The following is a 24,848-nucleotide window of genomic DNA, read 5'->3' as shown; positions in this document are numbered from 1 at the left end:
GAGATCACTCGCAAACCGCTCGGCGGAGACGGGCCGATCAGCCGACCTGCGCGGCGATCGTCCGAGCGCACTCCAGAGACTCGGTACGCGTGGTGTCCACCTCCAGGTCATAGACCATGCCCCGGTGGACTACCTCAGCCTGGGCGGCCGCCATGCCGATGACCCGATCGCCTCGGGCGACTTCACGACCCGCGGCGACCGCGCTGTCGCAGCGGACGCCGACCCACAGCACCCGCAAGCCGCCCAACGCCTTCTGCCATCGGTTTCGCGACTCCGTTCCGCCGAGGAACACCTCGTCGACGATGACCCTGGCACCCGCGCGAGCCATCGCGGCGATCCCCTCGATCCGTGCTGCTTCGAGCGCGCGGAACTCCGGCCCGACGAGCACCTGGCCGTCCGGAGCGAACTCGATCCCGGCGTTCGAAGCCCGCATGGCCGCGGGCATCGCCTGAACTAGTGTGTCCGTCCCCAAGGCCAGCCACGGATCCGGCAGAACCGCCTGCAGGCACCGAGCGATCCCGGACTTCCCCGAGCTGGAACCGCCGTTGAGCATGATCACGTTAGTCGTCACCACGGCACAGTAGAGACACCGCAGCAACGCTAGAAACGAATTTCCCCGAACGCTGCCCTACAACCAATCGACAGCGCGCAGCACGAAGAACGCGGCGAGCACCAGCACCAGAATCGCCACGATGGCAAGCCACCGGGCGGGCAGCTTGCGCGACGGCATCGGCTGCGGATGCGAAAGTCCCGAAGTCTGCCCGGCGTCGGGCGGGGTGTCGCCGGGCGGCACGGAACCGCCCTGTTCGAGACCCGGCACGTCGTCCGGTTCGGGCCCGGGTGCGGTCATGTCCGGTCTCCTCGTCGTCGGTGCGGTCACCGGAGGGTTTGCCGCATCGGACGGGGATAAACGTGCGTTTGTCCGCGGCCGAACGGGAGGGCGCCCACGGCAGGCGACAGCTATGCCTGAGTCGGAGGCAGCACCGCAGCATTGTGCTGGCCGACCTCCGGCGCAGGCTGAGGATCGAGCCGTGCCCCGTCCACCTGCACAGGAGACTTCGGAGCCCAATGCGTCCCCGCCCCAGGCTGGTCCACCCTCCCGAACAGAGCCAGCTCCCGCAGCGCCGCCCCGCCGTCGCGGCCGAGTTCGGCGAAGCTGCGGTAGCGCTCCCACAGAATTCGGTGCCGCGTAAGCACTTCCGCCACCTCCTCGTACGGCGTCTGTCCGAACCACCGCGCCAGCAGCGGTGTGATCACGTCCCGGTGCCGGTACCGGTCGGACTCGGTGGCGAACGAGATCCCCAGCGCTTCGCTCAACCCGGCGAAGGCGTCGGACAGTCCGGTCGCGGCGAGCATTTTCTGCCAGTGCCGTTCGGTGAGCAGCACGATCATCACGCGGACACCGTCGGCGGTCTCGAAATCGTCGCCGTAGGTCCCGTAGATCTCGTTGCCGGACTTGGTCCGCGAATGGTCCGTCAGCTGCGCTTCGGCGAGATAGCCGAGATTCCCGGCGGTGGCGAGGGCGACGTCCTCCAGCGCGACCCGGATCGATCGGCCGCGGCCGGTGACTTGCCGGTGCCGTTCGGCAGCCAACAGGCCCACCGCGAGGTACAACCCGGCGCAGACGTCCCAGGCGGGCAGCACGTGGTTGACCGGCTCGGACCCGGTGCCGGTGAGCAGCGGGAAGCCGGTCGCGGCCTGCACGGTGTAGTCGACCGCGGCGCCGCCGTCGGCTCGGCCGTCCAGCAGGACGTGGATGAGGTCCGGCCGTTGCGCGCTCAGCGCTTCATACCCGAGATCGGCGTGCCGCGAAGTGTTCGTCACGACCACGCACGGGCCGCCGTCGAGAATCAGCGAGGCGACCCGGCGGCGGTCCACTTCGGACTCCAGGTCGACGGCGACCGCGCGCTTTCCCTTGTTCAGCCCGGACCAGTACAGGCTGGTCCCGGAGTCGGACAACGGCCAGCGCGTGCGGTCGGCGGCTCCGCCGAGCGGTTCGACCCGTACGACGTCCGCGCCGAGCTGGGCGAGCGTGAGCCCGCACAGCGGCGTAGCGACGTAGGCGGACAGCTCGACGACCCGCAATCCCGCCAGCAGTGCGGGGTTCATGCGTCGTGCACCCGGGAGAAGTCCGGCTTGCGGCGTTCGCGGTGCGAGGCCAGGCCCTCGTGCACTTCGGGGCCGCCGAAGCCGTAGAACTCCAAGGCGAGCGAGGAGTCGAAGATCGCGCCCGCGAGCTGGCGGTACCAGAGGTTGAGGCTCTGCTTGGTCCACCGGATCGCAGTGGGCGCGCCGCATGCCAGTTCGTGGGCGATCTCCCGCGCGGTCGGCAGCAGCTCGGCTTCGTCCTCGACGCACAGCGACACCAAGCCGATCCGCTCGGCTTCGGCGCCGTTGAGCGGACGGCAGGTCATCAGGTAGTACTTGGCTTTCGCCATCCCGCACAGCAGCGGCCAGCACACCGCCGCGTGGTCGCCCGCCGCGACGCCGAGCCGTGTGTGGCCGTCGATGATCTTGGCGTTGGCGGTGACGACGGAGACGTCCGCGAGCACTCCGGCGACGAGCCCGGCGCCGACGGCGGGGCCGTGGATCGCCGAGACGATCGGCTTCGAGCAGTCGATCACGTTGTAGACCAGATCGCGGGCCTCGCGCATGGTGCGGGAGCGCGCTTCGAAGTCGGTGGCGAGTTTTTCGACCAGGTCGAAGGACCCGCCGGCGGAGAAACCCTTGCCTTCGCCACGCAGCAGGACGGCTTTCACCGCCGGGTCGCGGTCGAACTCGCGCCAGACGTCGGCGAGATCGGCGTGCGCGGCTTCGCTCACCGCGTTGAGATTCGGGGCGTCGAGGACGAGTTCGACGACGCCGTCCTCGTCCGGGCCGTCGACCCGCAGGTTCTCGAACTGTGCGTAGCGACTCATGCCGCTCCTTTCCTGCCGTCGCCGAGGAACAAGCCCTCGCGGTCGTATTTCCGCAACTGCTCGACGTCGTCCGCGGTCACCTCGGGCAGTTCGCTCAGGTCGTCCGCCACCGCGAGGTCCCAGCCGCAGCGCGACCGGACGTGCGCGACGCGGTCGGCCAGCGGCTCCGGCCCGGGCGCGATCGCGGTGAGCACCAGTTCGCCGTCGCGCGGGGTCAGGATGCCGAGGTCGGTGACCACCGCCCGGACCCGCGCGCCGGGGCTGGTGACGTAGCTGCAGTTTTCGATGAACCGCCGCGGGCTCATCGTCCCGACGACGTACGTCTCGTCGGCGCCGGTCACGACGTCGTTGCCGCCGCCCGAACCGACGAGGTACGGGCCGCCGTCGATCCGGGTGGTGTTGATGTTGCCGCGGCGGTCGATTTCCGCCGCTCCGACGCAGGCGATCGACTTCGTGGCCGGGCCGTTCATGAGCGTCCCGAGCGCTTGTTCGGTGTCGAGCAGCATCGAGGACGACGGGAAGTTGGCGAAGCTGAAGATGAACGGGTCGCCGGGCGTCGGGGAGTAGTCCCACAGACCGAGTTCGGCCGCGAGCGCGACCTCGTGCCCGTCCGCCTTCGCCTGTTCGACGGCCACCCAGGCGGCGAGGTTCGCCAGCCCGGCGCCGGCCAGTACGCCGTCGGCTCGGGTTTCGGCGATCCGCGACCGGACGAGTGCGGCGAGCCAGGTCGCCGCGCGTTCCGGCCGGGTCACCGGTCCGGTGTGGTCGCCGCGCCCGGTGGGCGGGGTCGGCTGCCCGAGCGTGCGGGTCAGCCGATCCAGCCGCGCTTGACCGAGTTTCGCCAGGTAAGCGTCGTGATCGAGGAGGATCCATTCGCGGATCCAGTCGTCGAAGTCCGCCGAACGGCTGGCTTCCCGGGCGGCGATCCAGAACTCGACGTCCTCGGCGTAGCCGTCGACGGGCAACCGAGCGCTCTCGCTGCCGGGGAAGACCCCGCCGGGATGGGCGCCGAACGGAGCCTCGACCACGGCCAGCACGCGGTGCGCCGGAACACGGACGAACGAAGCCCATGGCCGCAGGTCGTCGACGACCTTCTCCACCGTCGCGAGGACTCCGCGCCGCGCGGCGAACGCGCCGATCGAGCCCTCGAACATCGGCGGCGCGATGGCCAGATTGCCTTGCCGGTCGGCGACCGCGGCGTGCACGATCGCGACGTCCGGGGTGATCGGCGCGACCAGCCCGACGCGGCCGAACGGCGTGTCGACCTCCGCGTAACCGGGGTTCTCGGCCATCGAAGAATCGCGCACCGAGCCGGTGACCACGGCGGGCACACCGGTCGCCGCGGCGCGCAACCCCTGGATGTAGCTCAGGAACGACCAGTTCTCGACCTCGACCGAACCGTCCGCGTACGCCTGCTGGAACACCGGATTCGGCGTGAACACGGGAAACGAGTCTCCCGAGTAGACAGTCACGACCTTCTCCACGCACCCGGAGCGGAACAGCACCGCGCCGAGCGACGACAGGCTCGCCATGATCAGCGTGAACCGCGACGGCCGATCCCAGTGCTGCCGCGCGATCTCCCGGACAAGCGCGCTCCAGCGGCTGTGCCCCAGGATGACGTGCAGCGCGTCGCCCTCGCGCACATGCCGCGAGACGGCTTCGTCCAGCTGGCAGAACTCGGTCATCAGGCCACGACCACCAAGGTTTCGGCGACACACGCCGGTTTCGCCGCGCCTTCGAGTTCCACCGTGTACCGCGTGGTCACGGTGATCCCGGCGGCGCCGTCTTTCACCTCGGCGAACGACGCGCTCGCGCGCAGCCGGGACCCGACCGGAACCGGTGCCGGGAAGCGGACCTTGCCCAGCCCGTAGTTGATCCGCGCGGATCCGAAATCGAGCCGGACCAGCTGCGCGCTGAAGTACGGGATCAGCGAAAGCGTGAGGAACCCGTGCGCGATCGTCGCCCCGAACGGACCGTTCGCGGCCCGCTCGGGATCGGTGTGGATCCACTGGCGGTCGCCGGTGGCCTCGGCGAACGCGTCGATCCGCGCCTGGTCGACGGCGAACCAGTCGGTCGGCCAAATCTCCTCGCCGATCGCGGCCCGCACCTCGTCCGCCGAGCCGAAGACGCGGGTCATGCCGTGACCCGCTCGAACACCGCGGCCAGGCCCTGACCGCCGCCGATGCACATCGTCTCCAGCCCGTACCGGGCCTCGCGGCGCTGCATTTCCCGCGCCATCGTGGCGAGAATCCGGGTGCCGGTCGCGCCGACCGGGTGGCCCAGCGAGATCCCGGAACCGTGCACGTTGAGCCGGTCGAAGTCGGACTCGCCGAAGCCCCATTCGCGGGTGCACGCCAGCGCCTGCGCGGCGAACGCCTCGTTGAGTTCGATCAGGTCGATGTCGGAGATCTTCAGCCCGGCGCGTTCCAGCGCGAGCGCCGAAGCGGGCACCGGGCCGATGCCCATCACCTTCGGCTCAACCCCGGCGACGCCGTGCGAGACCAGCCGCACGAGCGGGCGCAGGCCCAGCTCGGCGGCGCGTTCGCGGGTGGTCACGACGCACACCGCGGCGGCGTCGTTCTGGCCGCTGGCGTTGCCCGCGGTGACCGTCGCCTCCGGATCCTGCTTGCCCAGCACCGGCCGCAGCTTGGCGAGCGTTTCGACGGTCGTGTCCGGGCGCGGGTGCTCGTCGGTGTCCACGACGACGGTGCCCTTCCGCGTCTCGACCGGCACCGGGACGATCTCCTCGGCGAACACCCCGGACTGCTGCGCGGCGACGGCCCGCTGATGCGAGGCGGCGGCGAGCCGGTCCTGTTCCTCGCGGGTGATGCCGTACTGCCGCCGCAGGTTCTCCGCCGTTTCCAGCATCCCGCCGGGCACCGGGTAGTGCTTGCCGCCCGGCGTCTGGCGGCCGCGGGTGAGCGAATCGTGCAGGTGGACGCCCGCGCCGCCCGCGCCCCAGCGCAGGTCGTTGGCGTAGAAGACGGTGTTGGACATGCTTTCCGCGCCGCCCGCGACGATCAGGTCGCTCGCGCCCGCCTGCACCTGGAGCGCGGCGAGCAGCACCGACTGCAGTCCGGAACCGCAGCGGCGGTCGACCTGCATGCCCGGCACGGTGACCGGCAGCCCGGCGTCGAGCGCGACGACGCGGCCGATCGCGGGGGCTTCGGCGCTGGGGTAGCAGTGGCCGAGGATGACGTCGTCGATCGCGTCGGCGGGCAGGCCGGTGCGCTCCAGCAGGCCTTTCAGCGCGATCGTGCCGAGGTCGGCGGCGGGCACGCTCTTGAGCGAACCGCCGAAGCGGCCGATCGGGGTGCGGACAGGTTCGCAGATGACGGCGTCACGCATCGGGAGTGTCCTTCTCGTGGTAGTCGGCTTCGAGGCTGGTGCGCGGTCCGGCGTCCCCGACGAGGGTCAGGGTCGCGCCGCCGGGACGCGGTTCGGTGCGCAGGTGCGCGGGCTGCCCGCAGAACAGCGGGGCCAGGTTGCGGTGCGCCAGCCGGGTCACGCGGGCGCCGGGGGAGTCCAGGCGCAGCACCTCGGCCAGCGCGAGCGACATCAGCGGCCCGTGCACGACCAGGCCGGGATAGCCCTCGACCCGGGTCGCGTACGGCCAGTCGTAGTGGATGCGGTGCGCGTTCGCGGTGGCGGCGGAGAAGCGCATCAGCAGGGTGGGGTCAGTGGCGAAGTCCCAGCCGTCTTCGGTGCGGCGGAACGGGGCTCCCGCGAGCTCCGCAGGTTCCACGGGCGCTGCCTCGGAGGTGGTCGCGCCCGCTTCGCGGTAGATCAGGTCTTGCCGTTCCTCGACGAGCGGCGAACCGTCCACCCCGGACAGCACGGTCCGCACCACGACGATCACCAGCTTCCCGGAACGGCCGGACTTCTCGGTCACCGAGTCCACAATGGACCGCCGGGTCACCGTCTCGCCGATCTTCGGGGCCCGGTGCACGCTCACCTCGCCGCCGGCGAACATCCGCCGCGGCAGGTCGACCGGCGGCAGGAACGTGCCGCGCGCCGGGTGCCCGTCGGGGCCGAGCCCGGAGGAGACCGGCCAGCGGGGGAGCGCGACCCAGTGCCACAGCGGCGGCAGGTCGGCGCCCGGCCGCGGCGCGGGCAGCCCGTCGTCGAAGAGCGCGGCCAGCGCCGCGACCGGCGCCGGGTCGACCAGCTCCGCGGTCGTGACCGCGTGCGGTTCCCAGCCGGTCACATGAACCGCCCGCCGGTCACCTCGAGCACCGTGCCGGTCATATACGAGGACAGGTCGGACGCGAGGAACAACGCCACCGAAGCGATTTCGCCGACCTCGCCCGCGCGGCGCATCGGGATCTCGGCCATCTTCTGGTCCCACGCCTTCTGCGGCATGGCCTCGGTCATCGCGGTGCGGATCAGGCCGGGCTGGATCGCGTTGACCCGGACGCCGTGGTGCGCCATCTCCTTCGCCGCGGCCTTGGTCAGCCCGACGATCCCCGCTTTCGCGGCGGAGTAGTTCGTCTGCCCGACCATGCCGACCTTGCCCGACAGCGACGACAGGTTCACGATCGTGCCGCTCTTGCGCTCGCGCATGATCGCGGCGGCCTTGCGGGTGCCGTTCCAGGTTCCCTTGAGGTGCACGGAAATGACCTGGTCGAACTCGTCCTCGGTCATGGTCCGCATCGTCGCGTCGCGGGTGATGCCCGCGTTGTTGACGAACACGTCGACCGGCGAGAACGACTCGGCGGCAGCCGCCAGCAGGGCGTCCACCTCGGAGGACTTGGTCACGTCGCAGGCGACGCCGACCGCTTCCCCGTCCAGGCTGTCCGCGGCTTTCGCGGCCGCGTCGCCGTCGATGTCGCCGAGCACCACGCGGGCGCCCTGGGCGACGAACAGCTGGGCGATGGCGAGTCCGATGCCTTGCGCGCCGCCGGTGACGACAGCGGTCCGGCCGTTGAGCAGAGTCATGGGATTCCCTCAGATCTTGTTGCGCGCCACGAGCTGCGCGGCGATGACGTTGCGCTGGATTTCGTTGGTGCCTTCGCCGACGATCATCAGCGGCGCGTCACGGAAGTAGCGTTCGACGTCGTACTCCCGGGAGTAGCCGTAGCCGCCGTGGACGCGGATGGCGTCGAGCGCGACCTGCATCGCGGTTTCCGACGCGAACAGTTTCGCCATCCCGGCTTCCATGTCCGCGCGTTCGCCCGCGTCGAGCTTCTCCGCGGCGTCCAAGGTGAGCAGCCGGGCGGCGCGCATCTTCGTGGCCATGTCGGCGAGCAGGTTCCCGACCGACTGGTGTTTCCAGATCGGCTTGCCGAAGGACTCGCGTTCCTGGGCGTAGCGGACGGCGTCGTTCAACGCGGCCTGCCCGACGCCCAGCGCGCGCGAGGCGACCTGGATCCGGCCGACTTCCAGTCCGCGCATCATGTGCGACCAGCCCTGGTTCGGCGTGCCGCCGAGAACCGCGTCCGCGGGCACCTGCTGGCCGTCGAAGACGAGTTCGCAGGCTTCGACGCCGCGGTAGCCGAGTTTGGGCAGTTTCTTGGAGATGGTGAGGCCGTCGCCGGGTTCGACGAGCAGGACGCTCATGCCGCGGTGCGCGGGTTTCGCGTCGCGGTCGGTGACGCACAGCAGGCCGATCAGGCCGGAGTGCGCGGCGTTGGAGATCCAGGTTTTCGAGCCGGTGATCGTGTAGCCCTCGTCGCCGGGCACGGCCTGGGTGCGCATCGCCTGGAGGTCGCTGCCGCCGCCGGGTTCGGTCAGCGCCATCGTCGCCCGGATCTGCCCCTCGGCCATGGCGGGCAGGTACTTCTCGCGCTGCTCCGGCGTGCCGAAGGTCTTGATCAGATAAGTGATGACCGAGTGCCCGCCGATCGCGCCCGCCAGGCTCATCCAGCCGCGCGCGAGTTCTTCGGTGACGCGGGCGAAACAGGCGGTGCTGACGTCGACGCCGCCGTATTCGGCCGGGACGAGCAGCCCGAAGAAGCCGAGTTTCTTCATCTCGTCGATGAACTCGGCGGGGTAGATGTCGTCGGCTTCGAATTCGCGGACCCGGGGCCGGACCCGTTCGTCCACGAACTCCGCGACCAGAGCGGCCATCTGCTGTTCGTCGTCGGTGAGCGTCATCGCCCGTTCCCTTCTCGTGCCTGCCGGAGGACGCGCTGGGCGCGCTCCAGCACCGGCTTGTCGACCATCTGCCCGTTCACCGCGACCGCGCCGTCCGCGCCGGCGTCGAGGATCGACTGCGCCCAGCGGACTTCCTCGCGCGTCGGACGCAGCGCCGCGGCGGCGACGGGCACCTGTTTCGGGTGCACGCACAGCTTTCCGGCGAAGCCGAGCCGCCGTGCGTAATGGACTTCGTCGGTGAGGTGCAGCTCGTTGTCCAGGTCCGCGGTGACACCGTCGATCGGCCCGGGCAGTCCCGCCGCGGCGGAGGCGAGCACGAGCGCGCCCCGCGCGGCGACGAACGCGTCCCGGTCCGCCGGATCGGCCCCCAGCTCCGCAGCGAGGTCGAAGCTGCCGAACGCGAGGCGCTGCACGTTCGGCACGGTGGCGGTCTCCCGTGCGTCCAGCACGCCGCGCGCGGTCTCGACCAGCGCGATCACCACTGGCAGGACGCCGAGCTGCTCGGCCGCGGCACGCGTCGTGGCCGGTTCGGCCTTCGGCAGCATCACCGTGCACCGGCGCCGCCTGGCACGGCGAGGTCTTCGTCGTGCCAGGCGGTGCCGGCGGCGTTGACCCGCACCGCGCACTCGGGGTTCTCCTCGAGCCACGCGACGGCTTGTTCCCGCGCGTACACCTTGCGCTCCGGTGCGACGGCGTCCTCCAGATCGAGCACGACCAGGCTCGGCCCGGCCGCCATCGCCTTGCCGAACCGCTCCGGCCGGTCGCCCGGGACGAACAGGAGGGTCGTCGCTTCCCGCGCCCGCGTAGCCGCGCGGCTGGTCATTTCTGTGCCTTCTTCGCCTGCCGGACGAGGCCGCCGCCGATGATGAGGCGCTGGATTTCGCTGGTGCCCTCGTAAAGCCGCAGCAGCCGGATGTCGCGGTAGATCCGCTCGACCGGCACGTCGCGCATGTAGCCGGTGCCGCCGTGGATCTGCACCGCGAGGTCGGCGACCTTGCCCGCCATCTCCGTGCAGTACAGCTTCGCGGCCGACGGCCCGATCCGCCGGTCCTCACCGGACACGTAGCGCGCGGCGGTCTCCCGCACCAGCGCGCGGCCGGCCATCACGCCGGTCTGCTGATCCGCCAGCATTGCTTGCACCAGCTGGAAATCGCCGATCGGCTGACCGCCCTGCGTCGCCGACGCGGCGTACGCGACGGACTCGTCCAACGCCCGCTGCGCGGAACCCACGGCGAGTGCGGCGATGTGCACGCGACCCCGCGCGAGGGAGGTCATCGCGGCGCGGTACCCGTCGTCTTCGTTGCCGCCGACGAGCGCGGAGGCAGGCACTCGGACGTTGGAGAAGGTGACGTCCGCGGTCCAGGCGCGCTGAACATGCTGAGCCAGACGGGCGGGCACGGCGACCCGTGGTGGCCCTCGACCTGCGTGGTCGACCTGCTGCCGCCGCACCCGGGCCGCCCGCCCGTGGTGGTGGACGGCCCGGAGGAGATCCGGCGCAAGGTCCGGGAGCTGGTCCGCGCGGGTGCCGACGTCATCAAAGCCGCTACCAGCGGAGGCGTCGTGTCCGGCGGCGCCGGGCCGAAGATCGCGCACTTCCGGGACGACGAGATCGCCATGATGGTCACCGAGGCCGCGGCGGCGGGACTGCACGTCATGGCCCACGCTCACGGCGACGGGGCGAAGGCGGCCGTCCGCAACGGGGTCCGCTCCATCGAACACGGCCATTTCCTGCACGACGAGACGCTCGAGATGATGGCTGAGCGCGGCACTTGGCTGGTCCCGACCCTGAGCGCCGGAGTCGGTCTGCGGCAGGCGGTCGAAGCCGGGGCAGCGGGCTATCCCGACCACATCGTCGAGAAGATCAAGGAACGCACCGAGGGCAGCGTCCGGCGCGCGGTCGAGGCGGGCGTCCCGATCGCGATGGGCACCGACGCGCCGCTGTACCCGCACGGGGAGAACCTGCTGGAACTGGAACTCCTTGTCGAACAGGGCATGCGCCCGGCCGACGCCCTGCACGCCGCGACACTGTCCGCGGCGAACCTGATGGGCCTCGGTTCCTCGCTGGGTTCGCTGACTCCCGGCAAGCGCGCGGATCTAGTCGTCGTTGACGGCGATCCGCTCGACGTGCGGGATCTGGGCAAACGGATCCTCGCGGTGTACCAGGACGGACGACTGGTGCACGCGGCCGACCGCGGGTAGCCCGGGGCTGGTCGCTGACCGGGCGGATTGACACGCCGGTCCATCATTCATACATTATCTCGAAAGTTGTATGAATGACGAGCGGAGCTGGTTCGGATGAAGCTCGGCAAGACCGCTGTCGTCCTCGGCGGAAGCGTCGCGGGCTTGTGTGCCGCCGGGGCGCTGTCCCCGTATTTCGATCAGGTGCTCGTGCTGGAGCGGGACGAGCTGCCGGAGGGGGCCGAGCACCGGCGCGGGGTGCCGCAGAGCAAGCACCCGCATTTCCTGCTGAACTCGGGCCGCCGGGCGATCACCGCGCTCTTCCCCGGTTTCGAGGACGACCTCGTCGCGGCGGGCGGGCTGCACCTGATGCCGTCGATGGACGCCGCCTACCTGGACCGGGAGGGCTGGTCGGCGCGCAAACGCAGTGCGATGACGATGGTCTACAGCTCGCGCGTCCTCATCGAGCGCGTGCTGCGGGACAAGGTGCGCGAACTGTCCAATGTGGACATCTGGGAGCACGTGGCGGTGCGCGGCCTCGGCACCGCGCCCGGGGCGGTCACCGGCGTCGAAATCGCCCGGCCCGGGGGAGAGGAGCATCTCGACGCCGACTTCGTCGTGGACGCGATGGGCCGCGGCTCGCCCGTCGCGAACTGGCTGGCGGCGGCGGGCTGGCCGGAGCCCGAGGTGCGGACCCTCGACGCCAAGGTCACCTACACCTCGCGCTGGTACGAGCTGCCGCCGCCGGAGAGCCGTCCGGCGTCCTGGTGGTGGCGGCACCTGGTGCTGATGCCGACCCAGGACCGCGGCGGGCATCCCGCGGAGCACGAGTTCCTGGTGAACTTCTTCCCGATCGAGGGCGACCGGGTCATCGCCTGCATGGGTTCGTGGGGACTGGAGATGCCGCGGACGGCCGACGCCTTCGTCGAATCGGCGCGCAGGACGCGGACGCCGTTGTTCGCCGCGGCGATGGACCGGTGCACGCCGTCCTCGGAGGTGCATCTGACGCGGTCCACCGGCAACCGGTGGCGGCGCTACGACCGCTGGACGAGCCCGCCGCGAGGCCTGGCGTTCGTCGGCGACTCGATCTGCGCGTTCAATCCGTTCTACGCACAGGGCATCAGTTCCGCGTCGGGTTCGGCGCTGCTGCTGCGCGAGCATCTGGCCAGCGCGACCAACCTCGACGCGAGCTTCTGCGCGCGATTCCTTGCGGCGCAACGCGACCTGCTCAAGGTGCCCTGGACTCTGGCGATGGCCCGCGACCGCGGCTACGAGTGCGCGGAGGGCACCGAACGCCTGCCTGGGTGGCAACGTCGCCTCCTCGCGGCCGTCTCCGCCCCAGCGTTCAGCCTTGTCGTCGGCGCCGCCCGGGAGGACGACGTCGTCGACGAGCATTTCGCGAAGGTCTTCAATCTCGACGAGTCGCTGGGCGAGATGATGCGCACCCCGCGCGTGCTCGCCGGGCTGGCCCGCTACTGCGTCCGCTCCATGCTGGGCAGGCACCGGGTGCCCTTAGGCTTCGATCCCCAGGCCGAGCCGCCCGCCACCGACTACTCGCCGGCCGCGGTCGCGGGATGAGCGCGGGCTGCGGGCCGGAGGCGGAGGAAGTCGCCCGGCGGCTCGGTTTCGACTGCCACGACGTCAGCCCGGTGGTCTCGGTCCGGGCGCCGTGGGACCTGGCGCACTGGACGATGCCGCTGCTGGAGGTGCTGATCGTCGGCGGAGCCGTGTTCGCGCTCTGGCACGCCGTGCGCCGTTATCGCGCGGGCGATCCGGTCAACCTGGCGCTGTGGTGGGCTTCGCTGGTGTATCTCGTCGTCACCGAACCGCCGCTGTACTTCCCCGAATGGTTCGGCCTCGACCGGCTGTACGGATTCATCTTCGCGCACAACCGGTTCACCGTGCAGTTCATGGGGGACCGGCTGCCGCTTTACATCGTGGCGTTCTATCCGGTGATCAGCCAGCTCGCCTACGAACTGGTGCGGTCGCTGGGGGTCTTCCGCCGCCGCGGCCCGCTGATCGGCTCCGTCGCCGTCGCGTTCGCCTGCCAGGTCTTCTACGAGGTCTTCGACCAGGTGGGCCCGCAACTGAAGTGGTGGGCCTGGAACCCGGCCAACCGCATCGTCAACCAGCCCGCGCTCGCCGCGGTTCCGATGACCAGCATGCTGTTGTTCGCTTCGGTTTCGATGGCAGCGATGACCTACCTCGTGGTGCGCTTCACCGGCAGCCCGGCCGGAGACGGCCGACCGCGCCGCGGCTGGCGGCTGGTTCCGCGCATCCTCGCGGCGGGCGTCCTCACCCCGTTCACCATGGCCGTCGCCGGACTCCCGGCGAGTCTGTTCGGCGGCGATCATCCGAACCAGGTCGCGCAAGCGTGGGTGCTCGGCGCGGAACTGGGCCTCGTCTGGGTGGCCGGCGCGTGGATCGTCGTGGCACAGCTGCGCTCCGGCGAGCGCGGCGCGGGCGAGCCGCAGTCGGCGTTCGCCCGGTACTACCCCGCGATCTACCTGGGCGGGATGGCAGTGTTCTGGATCGGCGCGCTGCCCGCCTATTTCGGAGCCCGCGACGGCATCACCAGTGACGGTTCCCCGATCGGGAGCGGACCGTACGCGCTCGCGTGCTTCCTCGCCGCCGGTTCGCTGCTGGCCGCCGCTCGCCCCGCCCGTCAGTGACCTGCGGTCTCGTCTGGAACGATGGGGCCATGGGGTACCACGGATGGCAGGGCGACCCGCCCGGCGCCGAAGACGAGGCACGCCGCCGGATCGTGCAGGCGGCGATAGCGTGCATCGACCGCGCCGGGCTGGCCAAGACCAACCTCTCCCACATCGCCGCCGAAGCCGGAGTGACCCGGCAGACCGTCTACCGCTACTTTCCCGGCCTGGCCGAAATCCTGCGCGCCGTCGCCCACGCGGGCGCCGAGGAGTTCGCCGAACGGATGCGGCGGCACCTGTCCGCGTTCGACAGCCCGGTCGAGATCGCCGTCGAGTCCGTCGTGTTCGCCGTCCGCAGCCTGCCCGACGAGCCCTACCTCGGTTTGCTGCTCCAGGCCGGGGAAGCCGACTATTTCACCGCCGGGACCGCCACGCCGCCTTCCTTCTCCCTAGGCGCGCGAATCCTGCGTGACACCGAGGCCGACTGGTCCGCCGCCGGCGTGCACACCGACGCCGAACTCCAGCAACTCGCCGAGATCCTGATGCGGTTGTTCATGTCGTTCCTGCAGTACCCATCGACACCACCGGCGACCGACGACGAACTGCGAGGCCTGGTGCGCCGCTGGATCGGCCCGGCACTGCGCGGCTGACGCCCGACGCGGTGGTGAATGTGGCGCTCGCTCAGGACCAGGTGACCGGAAGCTCGTGCACCCCATAGATATTCATGTTGGTCCGCAACGGCACCTCCCCAGCCGGAACCGCGAGTCGCAGGTCCGGGAAACGGCGGAACAGCCCCTCGAACCCCACGCGCATCTCGATGCGAGCCAGTTGCTGTCCCAGGCACTGGTGGACGCCATGGCCGAACGCCACCTGCCCGCGGACCTTGCGGTGCAGGTCGATCGTGTCGGGGTCCTCGAAATGCTTCGGGTCGCGGTTGGCGGCGAGCAGCGAGACGACCACAGTCGAGCCGGCCGGAATAGTCTCGCCGCCGACCTCGATGTCCTCCGTGGCGTAGCGGTAGAAGATGTCAGCCACCGACAGGTAGCGCATCAGCTCTTCCACTGCGTTGCCGAACAGCGTCGGGTCGGCGCGCAGTTCCGCCAGCTGCGTCGGGTGCTCGAGCAGCGCGAAGGCTCCGAGCGACAGCATGTTCGCGGTGGTCTCGTGCCCCGCCAGCAACAGCAGGAACGCCATGCCGGTCAGTTCCTCGATGCTGAGGTCCTCGTCGCGGGCGAGGTCGGACAGGATGTCCTCGCCCGGCTCCGCGCGCTTGTCCGTGCACAGCTGGCCGAGGTAGCCCATCATCGCGCCGAAGGCGGCCATCTTGTCTTCGAGGTTTACGTCGCGCTCCATGAACTTCGACGAGTTCGCCTGGAAGGTTTCGCGGTCGGCGTAGGGAACGCCGAGCAGTTCGCAGATCACCAGCGACGGCACGGGAAGCGCGAACTCCCGCACGAGATCGATCGGCGGCGCGAGCTGCGCGACCGCGTCCAGTTGCTGTTCGGTGATCGCGATGATCCCGTCTTCGAGCTGCTTCATCCGCTTGACCGTGAACGCGCCGGTGAGCTTGCGCCGCAACCGGGTGTGGTCGGGGGCGTCCATGCTGATGAACAGCCCGGGGATCTGCGGCGACGGTTCGGTGGCGACCGGCATGCCCGGCGTCTCGTACGGCACGTGGACCACGCCGAGGTCGAGGCGGTTGCTGAACCGGGCGTCGGACATGACCTGCCGGACCGCCTCGTACCCGGTGATCAGCCAGCCCTCGTGGCCGTCGGGGAAGAGCATCGGGCTGACCGGGCGGGTTTCGCGCAGCGCGGTGATCGCCGACGGCGGGTCGAACGGGCCTGCGTCGCGGCCCATCGGCAGGCCGTTGACCGGGGAAACCTGCTGGTTCATCGGGAAGTCCTCTCGTGGTGGCTTGATGTCACCACGATCTCCGAGCGCCCAGACACCGAGCCGTCACGGCGCTGACACGGGATCAGGCCCGCGTCAGCGGCTCCGTGACCAGGTCGGTCCACACGCCCGCGGCGCCTTCCCAGGCGGCCCGGTCGAACGCCGCGTCGCCGAGGTGGTTGCGCGCCTCCTGCTCGATCCGCGGCACGTCCGGGTTCGACAGGTCTTTCCGGCCGAGCACCTGCGCGCTCGCGGCCAGCAGCCGTGCGGCGTGCTCGTACTGCGCGCGCCGCAGCGCCAGGTCGGCGACCCCGACGACCGCCTGCGCGATCTCCGGCGCGCGTCCGGTTTCCGCCGCCGCGTCGCAAGCAGCGGCACGGTGTTCGCGCGCCTCCTCGAGATCGGTCGCGAACCACGCGTGCAGGTCGTGGGCCGCGGCGCGCAGATGTGGTTGCTGCGCTTCGTCGCCGAGCAGGCTCATCGCGTGGCCGAACTGGTCGAAAGCGTCCTGCGCGTTGCCGTTCCACCGCGCCAGTTCCGCCCGGACGAGGGCGAGCGACGCCAGCGTCCCGGGCCACGTGACGCCTTCCGCGAGTCTTTCCGCCTCGGCGACCGCGGCGGCGCAAGCGTCCTTGTCGCCCGCGAGCCAGTGCAGCCGCGCCTGCCGCATGCGCAGCTGGACGATGTCGTCGAGGGCGTCCAGCTCGGCGACGACCGCGATCGCCTGGTCGAAATGCTCGCTCGCCTCGCCGAATTCGCCGCGCATGGCGAGGCAGCCGGCCAGTTCGGTCTGCGCGAACGAGATGCCGAACCGTTCGCCGAGCACCCGGAACTCGACCAGCGATTCGTCGAACCAGGATTCGCAGTCCTGGCCGAGCATCATCCGCAGTTTCCCGATGTGCAGCCGGGACAACGCGCGCACCCACGGGTCCTCGTCGTCCAGCAGCGACTCCCACGCGGGCAGCAGCGCGTCCGTGTCGCGCAGCATCATTTCCAGCGGCACCACCAGCCGCAGCGCCGCGTGCAGGTGCCGGCCGTGTTTGCCGAACTCGTACGCCTTGTGGATCCATTGCGCGGCTTCCGGCATGTCGCCGGGGCCGGACGTGGCGAACATTGAGGTCAGCGCGTACACGATGGCTCTGGTCCCGTCGGGGACCTCGCCGGGGATCCCGATCGCGGCGGCGATCAGTTCCATGCCTTCGGCCTTGCGGCCCACAAGCCACCAGTACCAGCCGCAGGCGGCGGCGAGCCGCATCGCGGCGTGCGCGTCACCGGCGGCGAGCGCGCCGCGCATGGCCGAGACGAGATTGTCGTGCTCTGCCTTGAGAACGGTGAGCCATTCCAGCTGCTCGCCGCGCCGCAGGCGGGGTTCCGCGGTTTCGGCCAGCTCGGTGAAGTACGCGAGATGCGCTTGCCGGGCGAGCTCGGTCTCCCCGGCCTCGGCGAGGCGCGCGGCGCTGTACTCCTTGATGGTGCCGAGCATCCGGTACCGCGGCGCGCCTTCGCCGAACGCGACGAGCAGGGACTTGTCGCTGAGCGCGGCGAGCAGGTCCAGCACCTCGTACTCGTCGACCAGTTCTCCCGCGCAGACCCGTTCCGCCGCCTCGAGGCTCGCGCCGCCGGCGAACACCGACAGCCTGCTCAGCACGAGCCGTTCGCCGTCGCTGAGCAGTTCCCAGCTCCAGTCGACCATCGCGCGCAGCGTCCGGTGCCGGGGGAGAGCGGTGCGGCTGCCGCCGGTCAGCAGCCGGAACCGGTCGTCGAGACGGTCCGCGAGCTGCTCGGCGGACATCGTGCGGAGCCGGACCGCGGCCAGCTCGATCGCGAGCGGCATCCCGTCCAGCGCGGTGCAGATGCGGGCCAGCGTCCGGTCGTCGGCGAGCTCCTGGTTGCGCGTCGTCGCCCGGTCGCGGAGCAGCTGGACGGCCTCGGCGCGGGCGAGCGGTTCGACCGGCCACAACGCCTCGCCGGTGATCCCCAGCGGTTCCCGGCTCGTGGCGAGGATCCGCAGTCCGCGGCATTCGCCGAGCAGCCGGTGTGCGAGCGCGGCGGCGGACTCGATGACGTGTTCGCAGTTGTCCAGCACCAGCAACGTTTCGCGGTCCCGGATCGCGGAGACCAGCCGGTCCACCGGGTCCGCGGCGGACGCTTCCCCGAGCAGCGCGTCGCGGAGGCCGAGCCCGGACAGCGTGGCCTGCGCGACGTCGTCCCCGCTCCCGATCGCGGCCAGTTCGACCAGCCACGCGCCGTGGTGCAGGCCGGAGACCAGCGTGCGGGCGGTTTCCGTGGCCAGCCGGGTCTTCCCCGAGCCGCCGGGCCCGGTCAAGGTGGTGAGCCGATGCCGCGAAACCAGGTCGCGGACCGCGGCTACATCGGCTTCTTTCCCGATGTAGCTGGTGAATTCGGCGCGCAGGTTGGTCTTGCGGCTCTCCTCGCGCCGTCCGACCTCGCCGCGCAGCAACGCGACGTGCAGCGCGGACAGTTCGGGCGACGGGTCGGCGCCCAGTTCGTCGGCCAGCGTTTCCCTGATCCGCTGGAACGCTTGCAACGCCTCGGTGTTGCGGCCCGCGGCGGCGAGCGCGCGCATCAGCGCGGCGACGAGCCTTTCCCGCACCGGGTGCGCGGCGACCAGGTCGGTCAGCTCCGGGACGAGATCCGCGCCGCCGCCGAGATCGAGCTCGGCTTCGAACCGGTCCTCCATGGCCGTCAGCCGCAGTGATTCCAGCCGCGTGGCCGCCGCGTCGAACGCGTCGCTGTCCTGCAATCCGACGTCCTGCATCGCCGGACCGCGCCACAACTCCAGTGCCTCGCGCAGCCGCCCAGGCCCGTGGTCGCGGGCCTGGGCGACGAGCCGCTCGAAGCGCACCGCGTCGACCGCGTCGGCGTCGATCGCCAGCCGGTACCCGTCGGTCAGTCCTTCGACCACGACGCCCGGGAGCGCCTTGCGCAGCCGGGAAACCAGGCGTTGCAAGGCGTTCGCGGCGTCGGCGGGCGGCTGCTCGCCCCAGATCCAGTCGATCAGCGACGCCTTCGGGACGACCTGGCCCGGCCGGAGCGCGAGGGCGACGAGCAGCCCGCGCAACCGGGTGCCCGGCACCTCGGCTGCAGCGCCGTCGCGGACCTCGAACGGACCCAGGATCTTGATCTGCACCCGTCCGATCCTGCCATCCGATCGGGTGGTCAGGCAGCGGAATAGACGACGATGTCGTCGAGTCGCGTGCGGGCGTGGACCTTGAGCGTGCCGCGCGGGCTTTCCGGCGTGCCGAGGGTGTTGCGCACGGCGCCTTTCGTGCTCTTCGCGTCCACGTCGGCGGCGGTGCCCGCGCTGACGCCGACCTCGATCCCGCCGGCCGCGTTCGACAGCTCCACCTGACCGCGCGTGACCCGCCCGATCCGGATCGGGCAGTCGGCCGCCTTGGCGACGACGCTCCCGTCCGCGGTGCCGATGTCGAAACTGCCATTCGACCCGCCGAGGTCGACGTCGGACCGCGCGTGGCCGATCCAGACCTTGCCGCTCGTGCCCTGGTACCGGATCTCGCCGTCGACCTCGCCCAGCCGCAGGCCCGCCGCGCTGCCCTCGATGACCGCGTCGCCGCCGACGTGCCCGACCGCGAGCCCGCCCGCGCCGAGGTTCCCGCGCAACGCGGCGACCCGGTCGAGCTGCACCTGGCCCGAGCCGATGTTGACCTCGCAGTCGCCGAGCGTGCCGTCCGCCTGCACCTCGGTCCAAGCCGTGTTGAGCACGATCTTGGACCCGGCGGGCAGTTCGATCGCGATATCGACGGAACCGGTCTGACGTCCGGACTTGGTGGTCTTGACGGCGAGCACGCCGTCGGCGAACTCGACCTTGGTCTTCTCGGCGACCTTCACGTCGGTCGAGTTCGCCGCGTCGACCGGCTGCACCCGCACGACGGTCTCGGCGCGCTCGCCCGCGGTGATCCGGATGCGAGCACCCGCGGTGGTCAGCGCGGCGGTGATGGGGTTGGGGGTGGTGAACGTGGACATTTCCGGTCTCCCTGGCTGGTTCAGCGGTTCGTTGTGACCACATTCGCCTGCTGGGCGGACACGCTGCTGTCACGGCTCAGACGCCGGGGAGGCGGCCGTGTCAGGCGCGGTGTCAGCGCGGGCCGGATCGGTGCTCGGGCAACATCGGGACTTCGTTCGGGCAGGGACTCGCGGTGCCGCGGGCGGACGGTTGCCGGGTGCCGCTAGGTTTCCGGGGGAGTTCGCCGGGATCGGGCCCGGCCGCAAGGGGGTTGTACGTCGCATGAGTAATCCGTTGGTCGCACCGGTGAAGGAGACTTCGGCGATGGCCGGGGTCCCGTTGCTGGAGGACGCGACGGGGCTGAAAGAGGCGATCGAGAGCAAGAACTGGGCCGCGGTCGCGATCGGCGCGGTGGGGACCGCGCTGGACGTGCTCACCGCGGTGATGGACCCGTTCGGCGCGATCTTCGCCGCGGGCGTCGGCTGGCTGATGGAGCACGTCGGCCCGCTGAAGGAAGCTCTCGACGCGCTCACCGGCAACGCGGACGAGATCAAGTCCCAGGCCGCGACCTGGACCAACGTCGCCAAGGAGCTCGAGAGCGTCTCGGCGGAGTTGACCGAGCTGGTCAAGAAGGATCTGCAGGACTGGCACGGCGAAGCGGCCGACAGCTACCGCAAGAAGGCCGAGGACACCTCCGCCCTGATCGCGAGCGCGCAGAAGGGCAGCGAGGGCGCCGCGAGCGGGGTGAAGACCGCGGGCGAGATCGTCGCGGCGGTCCGGTCTCTTGTCCGCGACACCATCGCCGACCTCGTCGGGCACCTGATCTCGTGGGCGCTGCAGGTCGTGTTCACGCTCGGGATCGGGATGACCTGGGTCGTGCCGCAGGTGATCTCCGCGGTCGCCAAGACGGCGTCGAAGATCGGCCAGGTCACCACGAAGCTGGTGAAGGCGCTCAAGGCGCTGATGCCGCTGCTGAAGAAGGCCGGGACGCTGTTCGCCGACGCCGGGAAGGCGCTGAAGGGGATCAAGGGCGGCAAGCCGAAGCCGAGTCCCAAGCCGAAGGACATCGAAACCTCGAAGGGTTCGCCGGGCAAGGGCGGCGGCAAGAACGAGAGCACGACGACCTCCAGCGCGGAGTCGCCGCCGGCGAACTCCGGCGGGCACCGCGGCGGTTCCGGCGGCCGGGGACCGGAGACCGACGGCACGCGCGGCGGCGGCAACGACGGTCCGGTGCACTCTCCCGGCGGCGGCCAGTCCGGGGGCGGCTCGCACGGCGGCGGTTCCGGGTCGCGCGGCGGTTCCGGTTCGAACATCCGGGACAACAGCCGCGGGCCGCAGCAGGACCGCGTGCCGGACAAGAACCTGAACACCTGCGGCGATCCGATCGACGTGGCCAGCGGCGACGTGGTGCTGCCGCAAACGGACGTCGAACTGGCGGGCGTGCTTCCGCTGGTGCTGCGCCGGGTGCACCTCTCGTCGTACCGGGCGGGGCAGTCCTTCGGCCCGAACTGGGCGTCCACTGTGGACCAGCGGATCGAGGTGGACGACGAGGGCGTGTCCTTCGCGTCCGACGACGGCACGCTGCTGTTCTACCCGCACCCGGTGCCGGAGGCCATGCCGCTGGCCGGACCGCGGCGGCGGCTCGCGCTGACCGGCGACGGGTACACGATCACTCTCCCTGACGAGGGCCGGACGCTGCACTTCGGCCGCGGCGGCCCGGTGCTGCCGCTGCGCGCGATCACCGATCGCAACGGCCACCGCGTCGAGTTCGTCCGCGACGACGCCGGAACGCTCGCCGAGGTCCGGCACAGCGGCGGGTACCGCGTGCGGGTCGAGTCCGCGGACGGGCTGATCAGCGCGTTTCACCTGTGCGGTGCCGACGGCGGCGCCGATCTGCCGCTGCTGCGGTACGGCTACCGGCACGGCCTGCTGACCGAGGTGGTCAACGCTTCCGGGGCGCCGCTGCGGTTCGCCTACGACGGCGAAGGCCGGATGACGAGCTGGACCGACCGCAACGGAGCCTGGTACCGCTACAGCTACGACGGCGAGGGCCGCGTCGTGCGGGCCGAAGGCTCCGGCGGATTCTTCAGCGGCTCGCTGTCCTACGCGGACGGCGTGACGCGGTGGACGAACTCCCTGGGCGAGCAGACCGCGTACCACCTCAACGAACGCGGGCAAACCCTGCGCGAGGTCGATCCGGCGGGCAACGAGACCCGCTCGGAGTGGGACGAGTTCGACCGGCTGCTCGCGCGCACCGATCCGCTGGGCCGGGTGACCCGGTACGAGTACGACGAGGCCGGGAACACGGTGGCGGTGACGCGGCCGGACGGTACGCAGACCCGGTCCGAGTACAACGACCTCGGCCTTCCGGTGACGGTGATCGAGCCGGACGGCGCGGTCACCCGGCGGGAGTACGACGCGCGCGGCAACCTCACGCGGCTGATCGACCCGGCGGGACAGGCCACCAGCTACGGCTACGACGAACACGGGCACCTGTCGTCGATCACGGACGCGCTCGGCGGGGTTCGCGCCGTGACAACTGACGCGGCCGGGTTGCCGATCTCGGTCACCGATGCGACCGGCGCCGCCACCCGGTTCGAGCGCGACGGTTTCGGGCGTATTTCAGCCGTGGTGGATCCCCTCGGCAACGCCACGCGACTCGGGTGGACCGTCAGCGGCGAACCGGCGTGGCAGACCCTGCCGGACGGAACTACCGAACGGTGGATTTACGACGGCGAGGGCAACCTGCGCACCCACGTCGACGCCCTCGGCCAGTCGACGGTCACCGAGGTGACCCACTTCGACCTGCCCGCGGCGGAAGTACGCCCCGACGGCACCCGGCTGGAATTCGGCTACGACACCGAATTGCGCCTCGTCTCCGTGCGCGACGAGCGCGGGAACTACTGGCGCTGCCGGTACGACGCGGCCGGGAACCTGGTCGAGGAAACCGATTTCGACGGCCGGGTGCTGCGCTACGCCTACGACGCGGCGGGCCAGCTCGTCAGCCGCGTGAACGGAGCGGGCGAGACCACCCGGTTCGGCTGGGACGCGCTGGGCAGGCTGGTCGAAGAGCAGGCCGGCGACAGCACGAGCCGCTACGACTACGACCGGGCGGGCCGGGTCGTCCGCGCGGTCAACGCCGACACGGAGCTGACCTGGACCTACGACGCTTGCGGGCGCGTCCTCGCCGAAAGCTGCAACGGCCGGGTGCTGCGCTCGGAGTACGACGCGCTCGGCAGGCGGGTCAAGCGGATCCTGCCCTCGGGCACCGCCAGCGAGTGGAGTTTCGACGCCGCGGGAAGCCTCGTCGGCGTGCGGGTCGACGGGCACGCCATGACGCTAGGGCGCGACCTGCTCGGCCGCGAATCCGATCGCTCGTGGGGGACGACGGTCATCCGGCACCACTGGAACGCGGTCGGCACGCTCGCCGCGCAAACCCTGTCGGGCGGTTACGCCGCGCAGCAACGACGTTCGTACGACTACCGGGCGGACGGCACGCTCAGGGCGGTCGACGACGCGTTGGCGGGCACCCGCCGGTTCGACGTCGACGCGCTCGGCCGGATCACCGGCGTCACCGGAACGGCCGGGACCGAGCACTACCGCTACGACGCCACCGGCAACGTCGTCGCGGCGAACTCGTCCGCGGTCAGCGGTCCGCACTCCGGTGCGCGCGAGTTCGCCGGAAACCGGATCGTCCGCGCCGGGGCGAACCAGTACGAGCACGACGCCCAAGGACGGCTGATCCGCCTGATCAGCCCGGGCGCGCGCACCGCACAGTACGAATGGAACGCCGACGACCGGCTCGTCGCGGTGACCACAGTGGACGGACACCGCTGGCGCTACCGCTACGACGCGATGCGGCGCCGGACCGCCAAACAGCGGCTCTCGGCCACCGGCGAGGTCGTCGAACAGGTCGACTTCACCTGGGACGGGTCCCGGCTGGCGGAGGAGCACCACCGCGGTCCGGGCGGGCTGCGCCGGCTGCGGAACTGGGAGTTCGAACCGGAGACGGACCTGCCGCTGATCCAGGGCGAGAAGCTGCTGGACGCGAACACCCCGCAGCAGGTGGTGGACCGCCGCTACCACGCGATCGTGACCGACCTCGTGGGAACGCCGACCGAACTGGTGGGCCTGGACGGCTCCGTCGCCCGAAGCGGCCCGCGCACCATCTGGGGCGCGGAATCCGGCCGCGGCGACGACGTCACGCCGCTGCGGTTCCCCGGCCAGTACTTCGACACCGAGACCGGCCTGCACTACAACTACCACCGCTACTTCGACCCGGCCCTCGCCCGCTACCTCAGCGCCGACCCGGTCGGGCTGACCGGCGGCACGAACGCCCAGATGTACGTCAGCAACCCGACGCTGCTGGTCGACCCGCTCGGCCTCAACGACTGCAAGTGGACGTTCAGCAAACAGGACATGCGGTTCGGGAACCAGCCGCTGACCGCGGCCGAGCAGGCGAAATTCGACACGTTCCAGAACTACATCCACAACAACAAGTGGCATCCGAAGAAGGCCGCCGAGGAAGCGGGCGACATGAACTACAAGCAGCTGAGCGGAAACCAGTTCCAGATCCGCCTCGGCGGGAAGCAGCGCGCGACCTTCCGGGTGCTGGACGACGAGAAGCGGGTCGAGATGATCCAGCTCGGCGGGCACACCTGAGCCGCTGCTGAAGGGCTCGGCGGGGCCGCGCGAGGCCCGCCGAGCCCGTGAGCCCCGTGGCGGGCCACTCGGTTGGAGCAGGCCCTGCTCCGATTCGGGGAGCCCGCCGGAATATGCATTTCGAACCCGAGCGAATTACGCGTGTGCGCCCGGGGTGCCCGTCGTGCGCGATCGAGGAGTTTTTCGCGGAGCGATATCTCGCGATGTCGCCGGGGAACGGCCCGCGAGGGGCTCGATCTGATGAATTCCGGCCAGGGAAAGGGAAGCCGGGCGACGCGATGCCCGGTAGTCGGCGAGCACTCGGACGGATGTTTTTCCTGGCATTCGTGGCAATGGCCTTTCGCCGGCCTCTCCCGGAGGCGGAGCATGTTTCCTCGCGGCGCTGAGGCGCGGGCGGATCGAAAATCGCGGAGAGGTGCTGTCATGGAATAGACCACTGCGCCCGCGTTCGCGGTGGCGCATCCG

At 70.8% G+C, this 24,848-nt stretch carries 21 protein-coding genes; 5 read left to right on the top strand and 16 right to left on the bottom strand.

What is annotated here, in order from left to right; genetic code table 11:
* Positions 1 to 37: 37 nt before the first annotated feature.
* The 13 genes from cpt to DMP23_RS17330 form a co-directional block, all read right to left on the bottom strand.
* Positions 38 to 571 (bottom strand): chloramphenicol phosphotransferase CPT, encoded by a 534-nt coding sequence (cpt, locus tag DMP23_RS17390; RefSeq protein ID WP_337821712.1) that lies wholly within the window; start codon positions 569 to 571, stop codon positions 38 to 40.
* Between the two features lie 57 nt (positions 572 to 628).
* Positions 629 to 850, bottom strand: a complete 222-nt coding sequence (locus tag DMP23_RS17385) for a DUF6480 family protein (protein ID WP_337821711.1) — start codon at positions 848 to 850, stop codon at positions 629 to 631.
* Positions 851 to 960: 110 nt separating this feature from the next.
* A complete protein-coding gene (locus DMP23_RS17380; RefSeq protein WP_337821710.1) occupies positions 961 to 2,109 on the bottom strand; it encodes a CoA transferase in 1,149 nt (382 codons plus the stop codon).
* Positions 2,106 to 2,918, bottom strand: a complete 813-nt coding sequence (locus tag DMP23_RS17375; protein ID WP_037806292.1) for an enoyl-CoA hydratase/isomerase family protein — start codon at positions 2,916 to 2,918, stop codon at positions 2,106 to 2,108. Before DMP23_RS17375 ends, DMP23_RS17380 begins: the two co-directional genes overlap by 4 nt.
* A complete protein-coding gene (locus DMP23_RS17370) occupies positions 2,915 to 4,603 on the bottom strand; it encodes a CoA-transferase (RefSeq protein ID WP_037806291.1) in 1,689 nt (562 codons plus the stop codon). The genes DMP23_RS17375 and DMP23_RS17370 overlap by 4 nt, the downstream gene beginning before the upstream one ends.
* Positions 4,603 to 5,055: a MaoC family dehydratase gene (locus tag DMP23_RS17365; protein ID WP_337821709.1), complete on the bottom strand. Its 453-nt coding sequence runs from the start codon at positions 5,053 to 5,055 to the stop codon at positions 4,603 to 4,605. The genes DMP23_RS17370 and DMP23_RS17365 overlap by 1 nt, the downstream gene beginning before the upstream one ends.
* Entirely contained in the window at positions 5,052 to 6,266 is a 1,215-nt protein-coding gene (locus tag DMP23_RS17360; protein ID WP_134728237.1) for an acetyl-CoA C-acetyltransferase, read from the bottom strand. The genes DMP23_RS17365 and DMP23_RS17360 overlap by 4 nt, the downstream gene beginning before the upstream one ends.
* On the bottom strand, positions 6,259 to 7,125 hold the full coding sequence (locus DMP23_RS17355; protein ID WP_337821708.1) for an FAS1-like dehydratase domain-containing protein: 867 nt from the start codon (positions 7,123 to 7,125) through the stop codon (positions 6,259 to 6,261). Before DMP23_RS17355 ends, DMP23_RS17360 begins: the two co-directional genes overlap by 8 nt.
* Complete coding sequence (gene fabG / locus DMP23_RS17350; protein ID WP_037806287.1) at positions 7,122 to 7,856, bottom strand: 3-oxoacyl-ACP reductase FabG; 735 nt, start codon at positions 7,854 to 7,856, stop codon at positions 7,122 to 7,124. Before fabG ends, DMP23_RS17355 begins: the two co-directional genes overlap by 4 nt.
* 9 nt (positions 7,857 to 7,865) lie before the next feature.
* The gene (locus DMP23_RS17345; RefSeq protein ID WP_037806286.1) at positions 7,866 to 9,014 is read right to left on the bottom strand and encodes an acyl-CoA dehydrogenase family protein; all 1,149 of its coding nucleotides are present in this window, start codon (positions 9,012 to 9,014) and stop codon (positions 7,866 to 7,868) included.
* Positions 9,011 to 9,559 (bottom strand): HpcH/HpaI aldolase/citrate lyase family protein, encoded by a 549-nt coding sequence (locus DMP23_RS17340; RefSeq protein WP_337821707.1) that lies wholly within the window; start codon positions 9,557 to 9,559, stop codon positions 9,011 to 9,013. Before DMP23_RS17340 ends, DMP23_RS17345 begins: the two co-directional genes overlap by 4 nt.
* Entirely contained in the window at positions 9,559 to 9,837 is a 279-nt protein-coding gene (locus DMP23_RS17335) for an aldolase/citrate lyase family protein (RefSeq protein ID WP_337821706.1), read from the bottom strand. The genes DMP23_RS17340 and DMP23_RS17335 overlap by 1 nt, the downstream gene beginning before the upstream one ends.
* The gene (locus DMP23_RS17330; RefSeq protein ID WP_443111272.1) at positions 9,834 to 10,412 is read right to left on the bottom strand and encodes an acyl-CoA dehydrogenase family protein; all 579 of its coding nucleotides are present in this window, start codon (positions 10,410 to 10,412) and stop codon (positions 9,834 to 9,836) included. Before DMP23_RS17330 ends, DMP23_RS17335 begins: the two co-directional genes overlap by 4 nt.
* Between DMP23_RS17330 and DMP23_RS17325 the strand changes: the two genes are divergently transcribed.
* The 4 genes from DMP23_RS17325 to DMP23_RS17310 all read left to right on the top strand — a co-directional run bounded on the left by DMP23_RS17325 (position 10,389) and on the right by DMP23_RS17310 (position 14,493).
* Positions 10,389 to 11,213, top strand: coding sequence for an amidohydrolase family protein (locus DMP23_RS17325; RefSeq protein ID WP_337821705.1), 825 nt, complete (start codon positions 10,389 to 10,391; stop codon positions 11,211 to 11,213). The genes DMP23_RS17330 and DMP23_RS17325 overlap by 24 nt on opposite strands.
* A 96-nt stretch (positions 11,214 to 11,309) precedes the next feature.
* Complete coding sequence (locus DMP23_RS17320; RefSeq protein WP_037806275.1) at positions 11,310 to 12,770, top strand: hypothetical protein; 1,461 nt, start codon at positions 11,310 to 11,312, stop codon at positions 12,768 to 12,770.
* Positions 12,767 to 13,864: a hypothetical protein gene (locus tag DMP23_RS17315; RefSeq protein WP_037806273.1), complete on the top strand. Its 1,098-nt coding sequence runs from the start codon at positions 12,767 to 12,769 to the stop codon at positions 13,862 to 13,864. The genes DMP23_RS17320 and DMP23_RS17315 overlap by 4 nt, the downstream gene beginning before the upstream one ends.
* Positions 13,865 to 13,893: 29 nt before the next feature.
* Entirely contained in the window at positions 13,894 to 14,493 is a 600-nt protein-coding gene (locus DMP23_RS17310) for a TetR/AcrR family transcriptional regulator (protein WP_037806271.1), read from the top strand.
* A gap of 31 nt (positions 14,494 to 14,524) precedes the next feature.
* On the opposite strand, the gene DMP23_RS17305 is transcribed toward DMP23_RS17310, so the two are convergent.
* The 3 genes from DMP23_RS17305 to DMP23_RS17295 form a co-directional block, all read right to left on the bottom strand.
* Complete coding sequence (locus DMP23_RS17305; RefSeq protein ID WP_037806269.1) at positions 14,525 to 15,739, bottom strand: cytochrome P450; 1,215 nt, start codon at positions 15,737 to 15,739, stop codon at positions 14,525 to 14,527.
* 82 nt (positions 15,740 to 15,821) lie between these two features.
* A complete protein-coding gene (locus DMP23_RS17300; protein ID WP_337821704.1) occupies positions 15,822 to 18,887 on the bottom strand; it encodes a BTAD domain-containing putative transcriptional regulator in 3,066 nt (1,021 codons plus the stop codon).
* A 29-nt stretch (positions 18,888 to 18,916) separates the two neighbouring features.
* Positions 18,917 to 19,741: a hypothetical protein gene (locus DMP23_RS17295; protein WP_037806265.1), complete on the bottom strand. Its 825-nt coding sequence runs from the start codon at positions 19,739 to 19,741 to the stop codon at positions 18,917 to 18,919.
* Between the two features lie 262 nt (positions 19,742 to 20,003).
* On the opposite strand from DMP23_RS17295, the gene DMP23_RS17290 reads away from it, so the two are divergent.
* Complete coding sequence (locus DMP23_RS17290) at positions 20,004 to 24,383, top strand: RHS repeat-associated core domain-containing protein (RefSeq protein ID WP_337821703.1); 4,380 nt, start codon at positions 20,004 to 20,006, stop codon at positions 24,381 to 24,383.
* Positions 24,384 to 24,848 lie beyond the last annotated feature (465 nt).

It is taken from the genome of Amycolatopsis sp. A1MSW2902, assembly GCF_017312175.1.
GTDB lineage: Bacteria > Actinomycetota > Actinomycetes > Mycobacteriales > Pseudonocardiaceae > Amycolatopsis > Amycolatopsis nivea.
The sequence above is the reverse complement of the archived record's forward strand: the minus strand, read 5'-3'. Positions and strand labels throughout refer to the sequence as shown.

Coding starts and splice junctions, on each gene's coding strand:
- DMP23_RS17385 (WP_337821711.1), bottom strand. CDS start 850: ATGACCGCACCCGGGCCCGAACCGGACGACGTGCCGGGTCTCGAACAG.
- DMP23_RS17380 (WP_337821710.1), bottom strand. CDS start 2,109: ATGAACCCCGCACTGCTGGCGGGATTGCGGGTCGTCGAGCTGTCCGCC.
- DMP23_RS17375 (WP_037806292.1), bottom strand. CDS start 2,918: ATGAGTCGCTACGCACAGTTCGAGAACCTGCGGGTCGACGGCCCGGAC.
- DMP23_RS17370 (WP_037806291.1), bottom strand. CDS start 4,603: ATGACCGAGTTCTGCCAGCTGGACGAAGCCGTCTCGCGGCATGTGCGC.
- DMP23_RS17365 (WP_337821709.1), bottom strand. CDS start 5,055: ATGACCCGCGTCTTCGGCTCGGCGGACGAGGTGCGGGCCGCGATCGGC.
- DMP23_RS17360 (WP_134728237.1), bottom strand. CDS start 6,266: ATGCGTGACGCCGTCATCTGCGAACCTGTCCGCACCCCGATCGGCCGC.
- fabG (WP_037806287.1), bottom strand. CDS start 7,856: ATGACTCTGCTCAACGGCCGGACCGCTGTCGTCACCGGCGGCGCGCAA.
- DMP23_RS17345 (WP_037806286.1), bottom strand. CDS start 9,014: ATGACGCTCACCGACGACGAACAGCAGATGGCCGCTCTGGTCGCGGAG.
- DMP23_RS17340 (WP_337821707.1), bottom strand. CDS start 9,559: ATGCTGCCGAAGGCCGAACCGGCCACGACGCGTGCCGCGGCCGAGCAG.
- DMP23_RS17335 (WP_337821706.1), bottom strand. CDS start 9,837: ATGACCAGCCGCGCGGCTACGCGGGCGCGGGAAGCGACGACCCTCCTG.
- DMP23_RS17325 (WP_337821705.1), top strand. CDS start 10,389: ATGCTGAGCCAGACGGGCGGGCACGGCGACCCGTGGTGGCCCTCGACC.
- DMP23_RS17320 (WP_037806275.1), top strand. CDS start 11,310: ATGAAGCTCGGCAAGACCGCTGTCGTCCTCGGCGGAAGCGTCGCGGGC.
- DMP23_RS17315 (WP_037806273.1), top strand. CDS start 12,767: ATGAGCGCGGGCTGCGGGCCGGAGGCGGAGGAAGTCGCCCGGCGGCTC.
- DMP23_RS17310 (WP_037806271.1), top strand. CDS start 13,894: ATGGGGTACCACGGATGGCAGGGCGACCCGCCCGGCGCCGAAGACGAG.
- DMP23_RS17305 (WP_037806269.1), bottom strand. CDS start 15,739: ATGAACCAGCAGGTTTCCCCGGTCAACGGCCTGCCGATGGGCCGCGAC.
- DMP23_RS17295 (WP_037806265.1), bottom strand. CDS start 19,741: ATGTCCACGTTCACCACCCCCAACCCCATCACCGCCGCGCTGACCACC.
- DMP23_RS17290 (WP_337821703.1), top strand. CDS start 20,004: ATGAGTAATCCGTTGGTCGCACCGGTGAAGGAGACTTCGGCGATGGCC.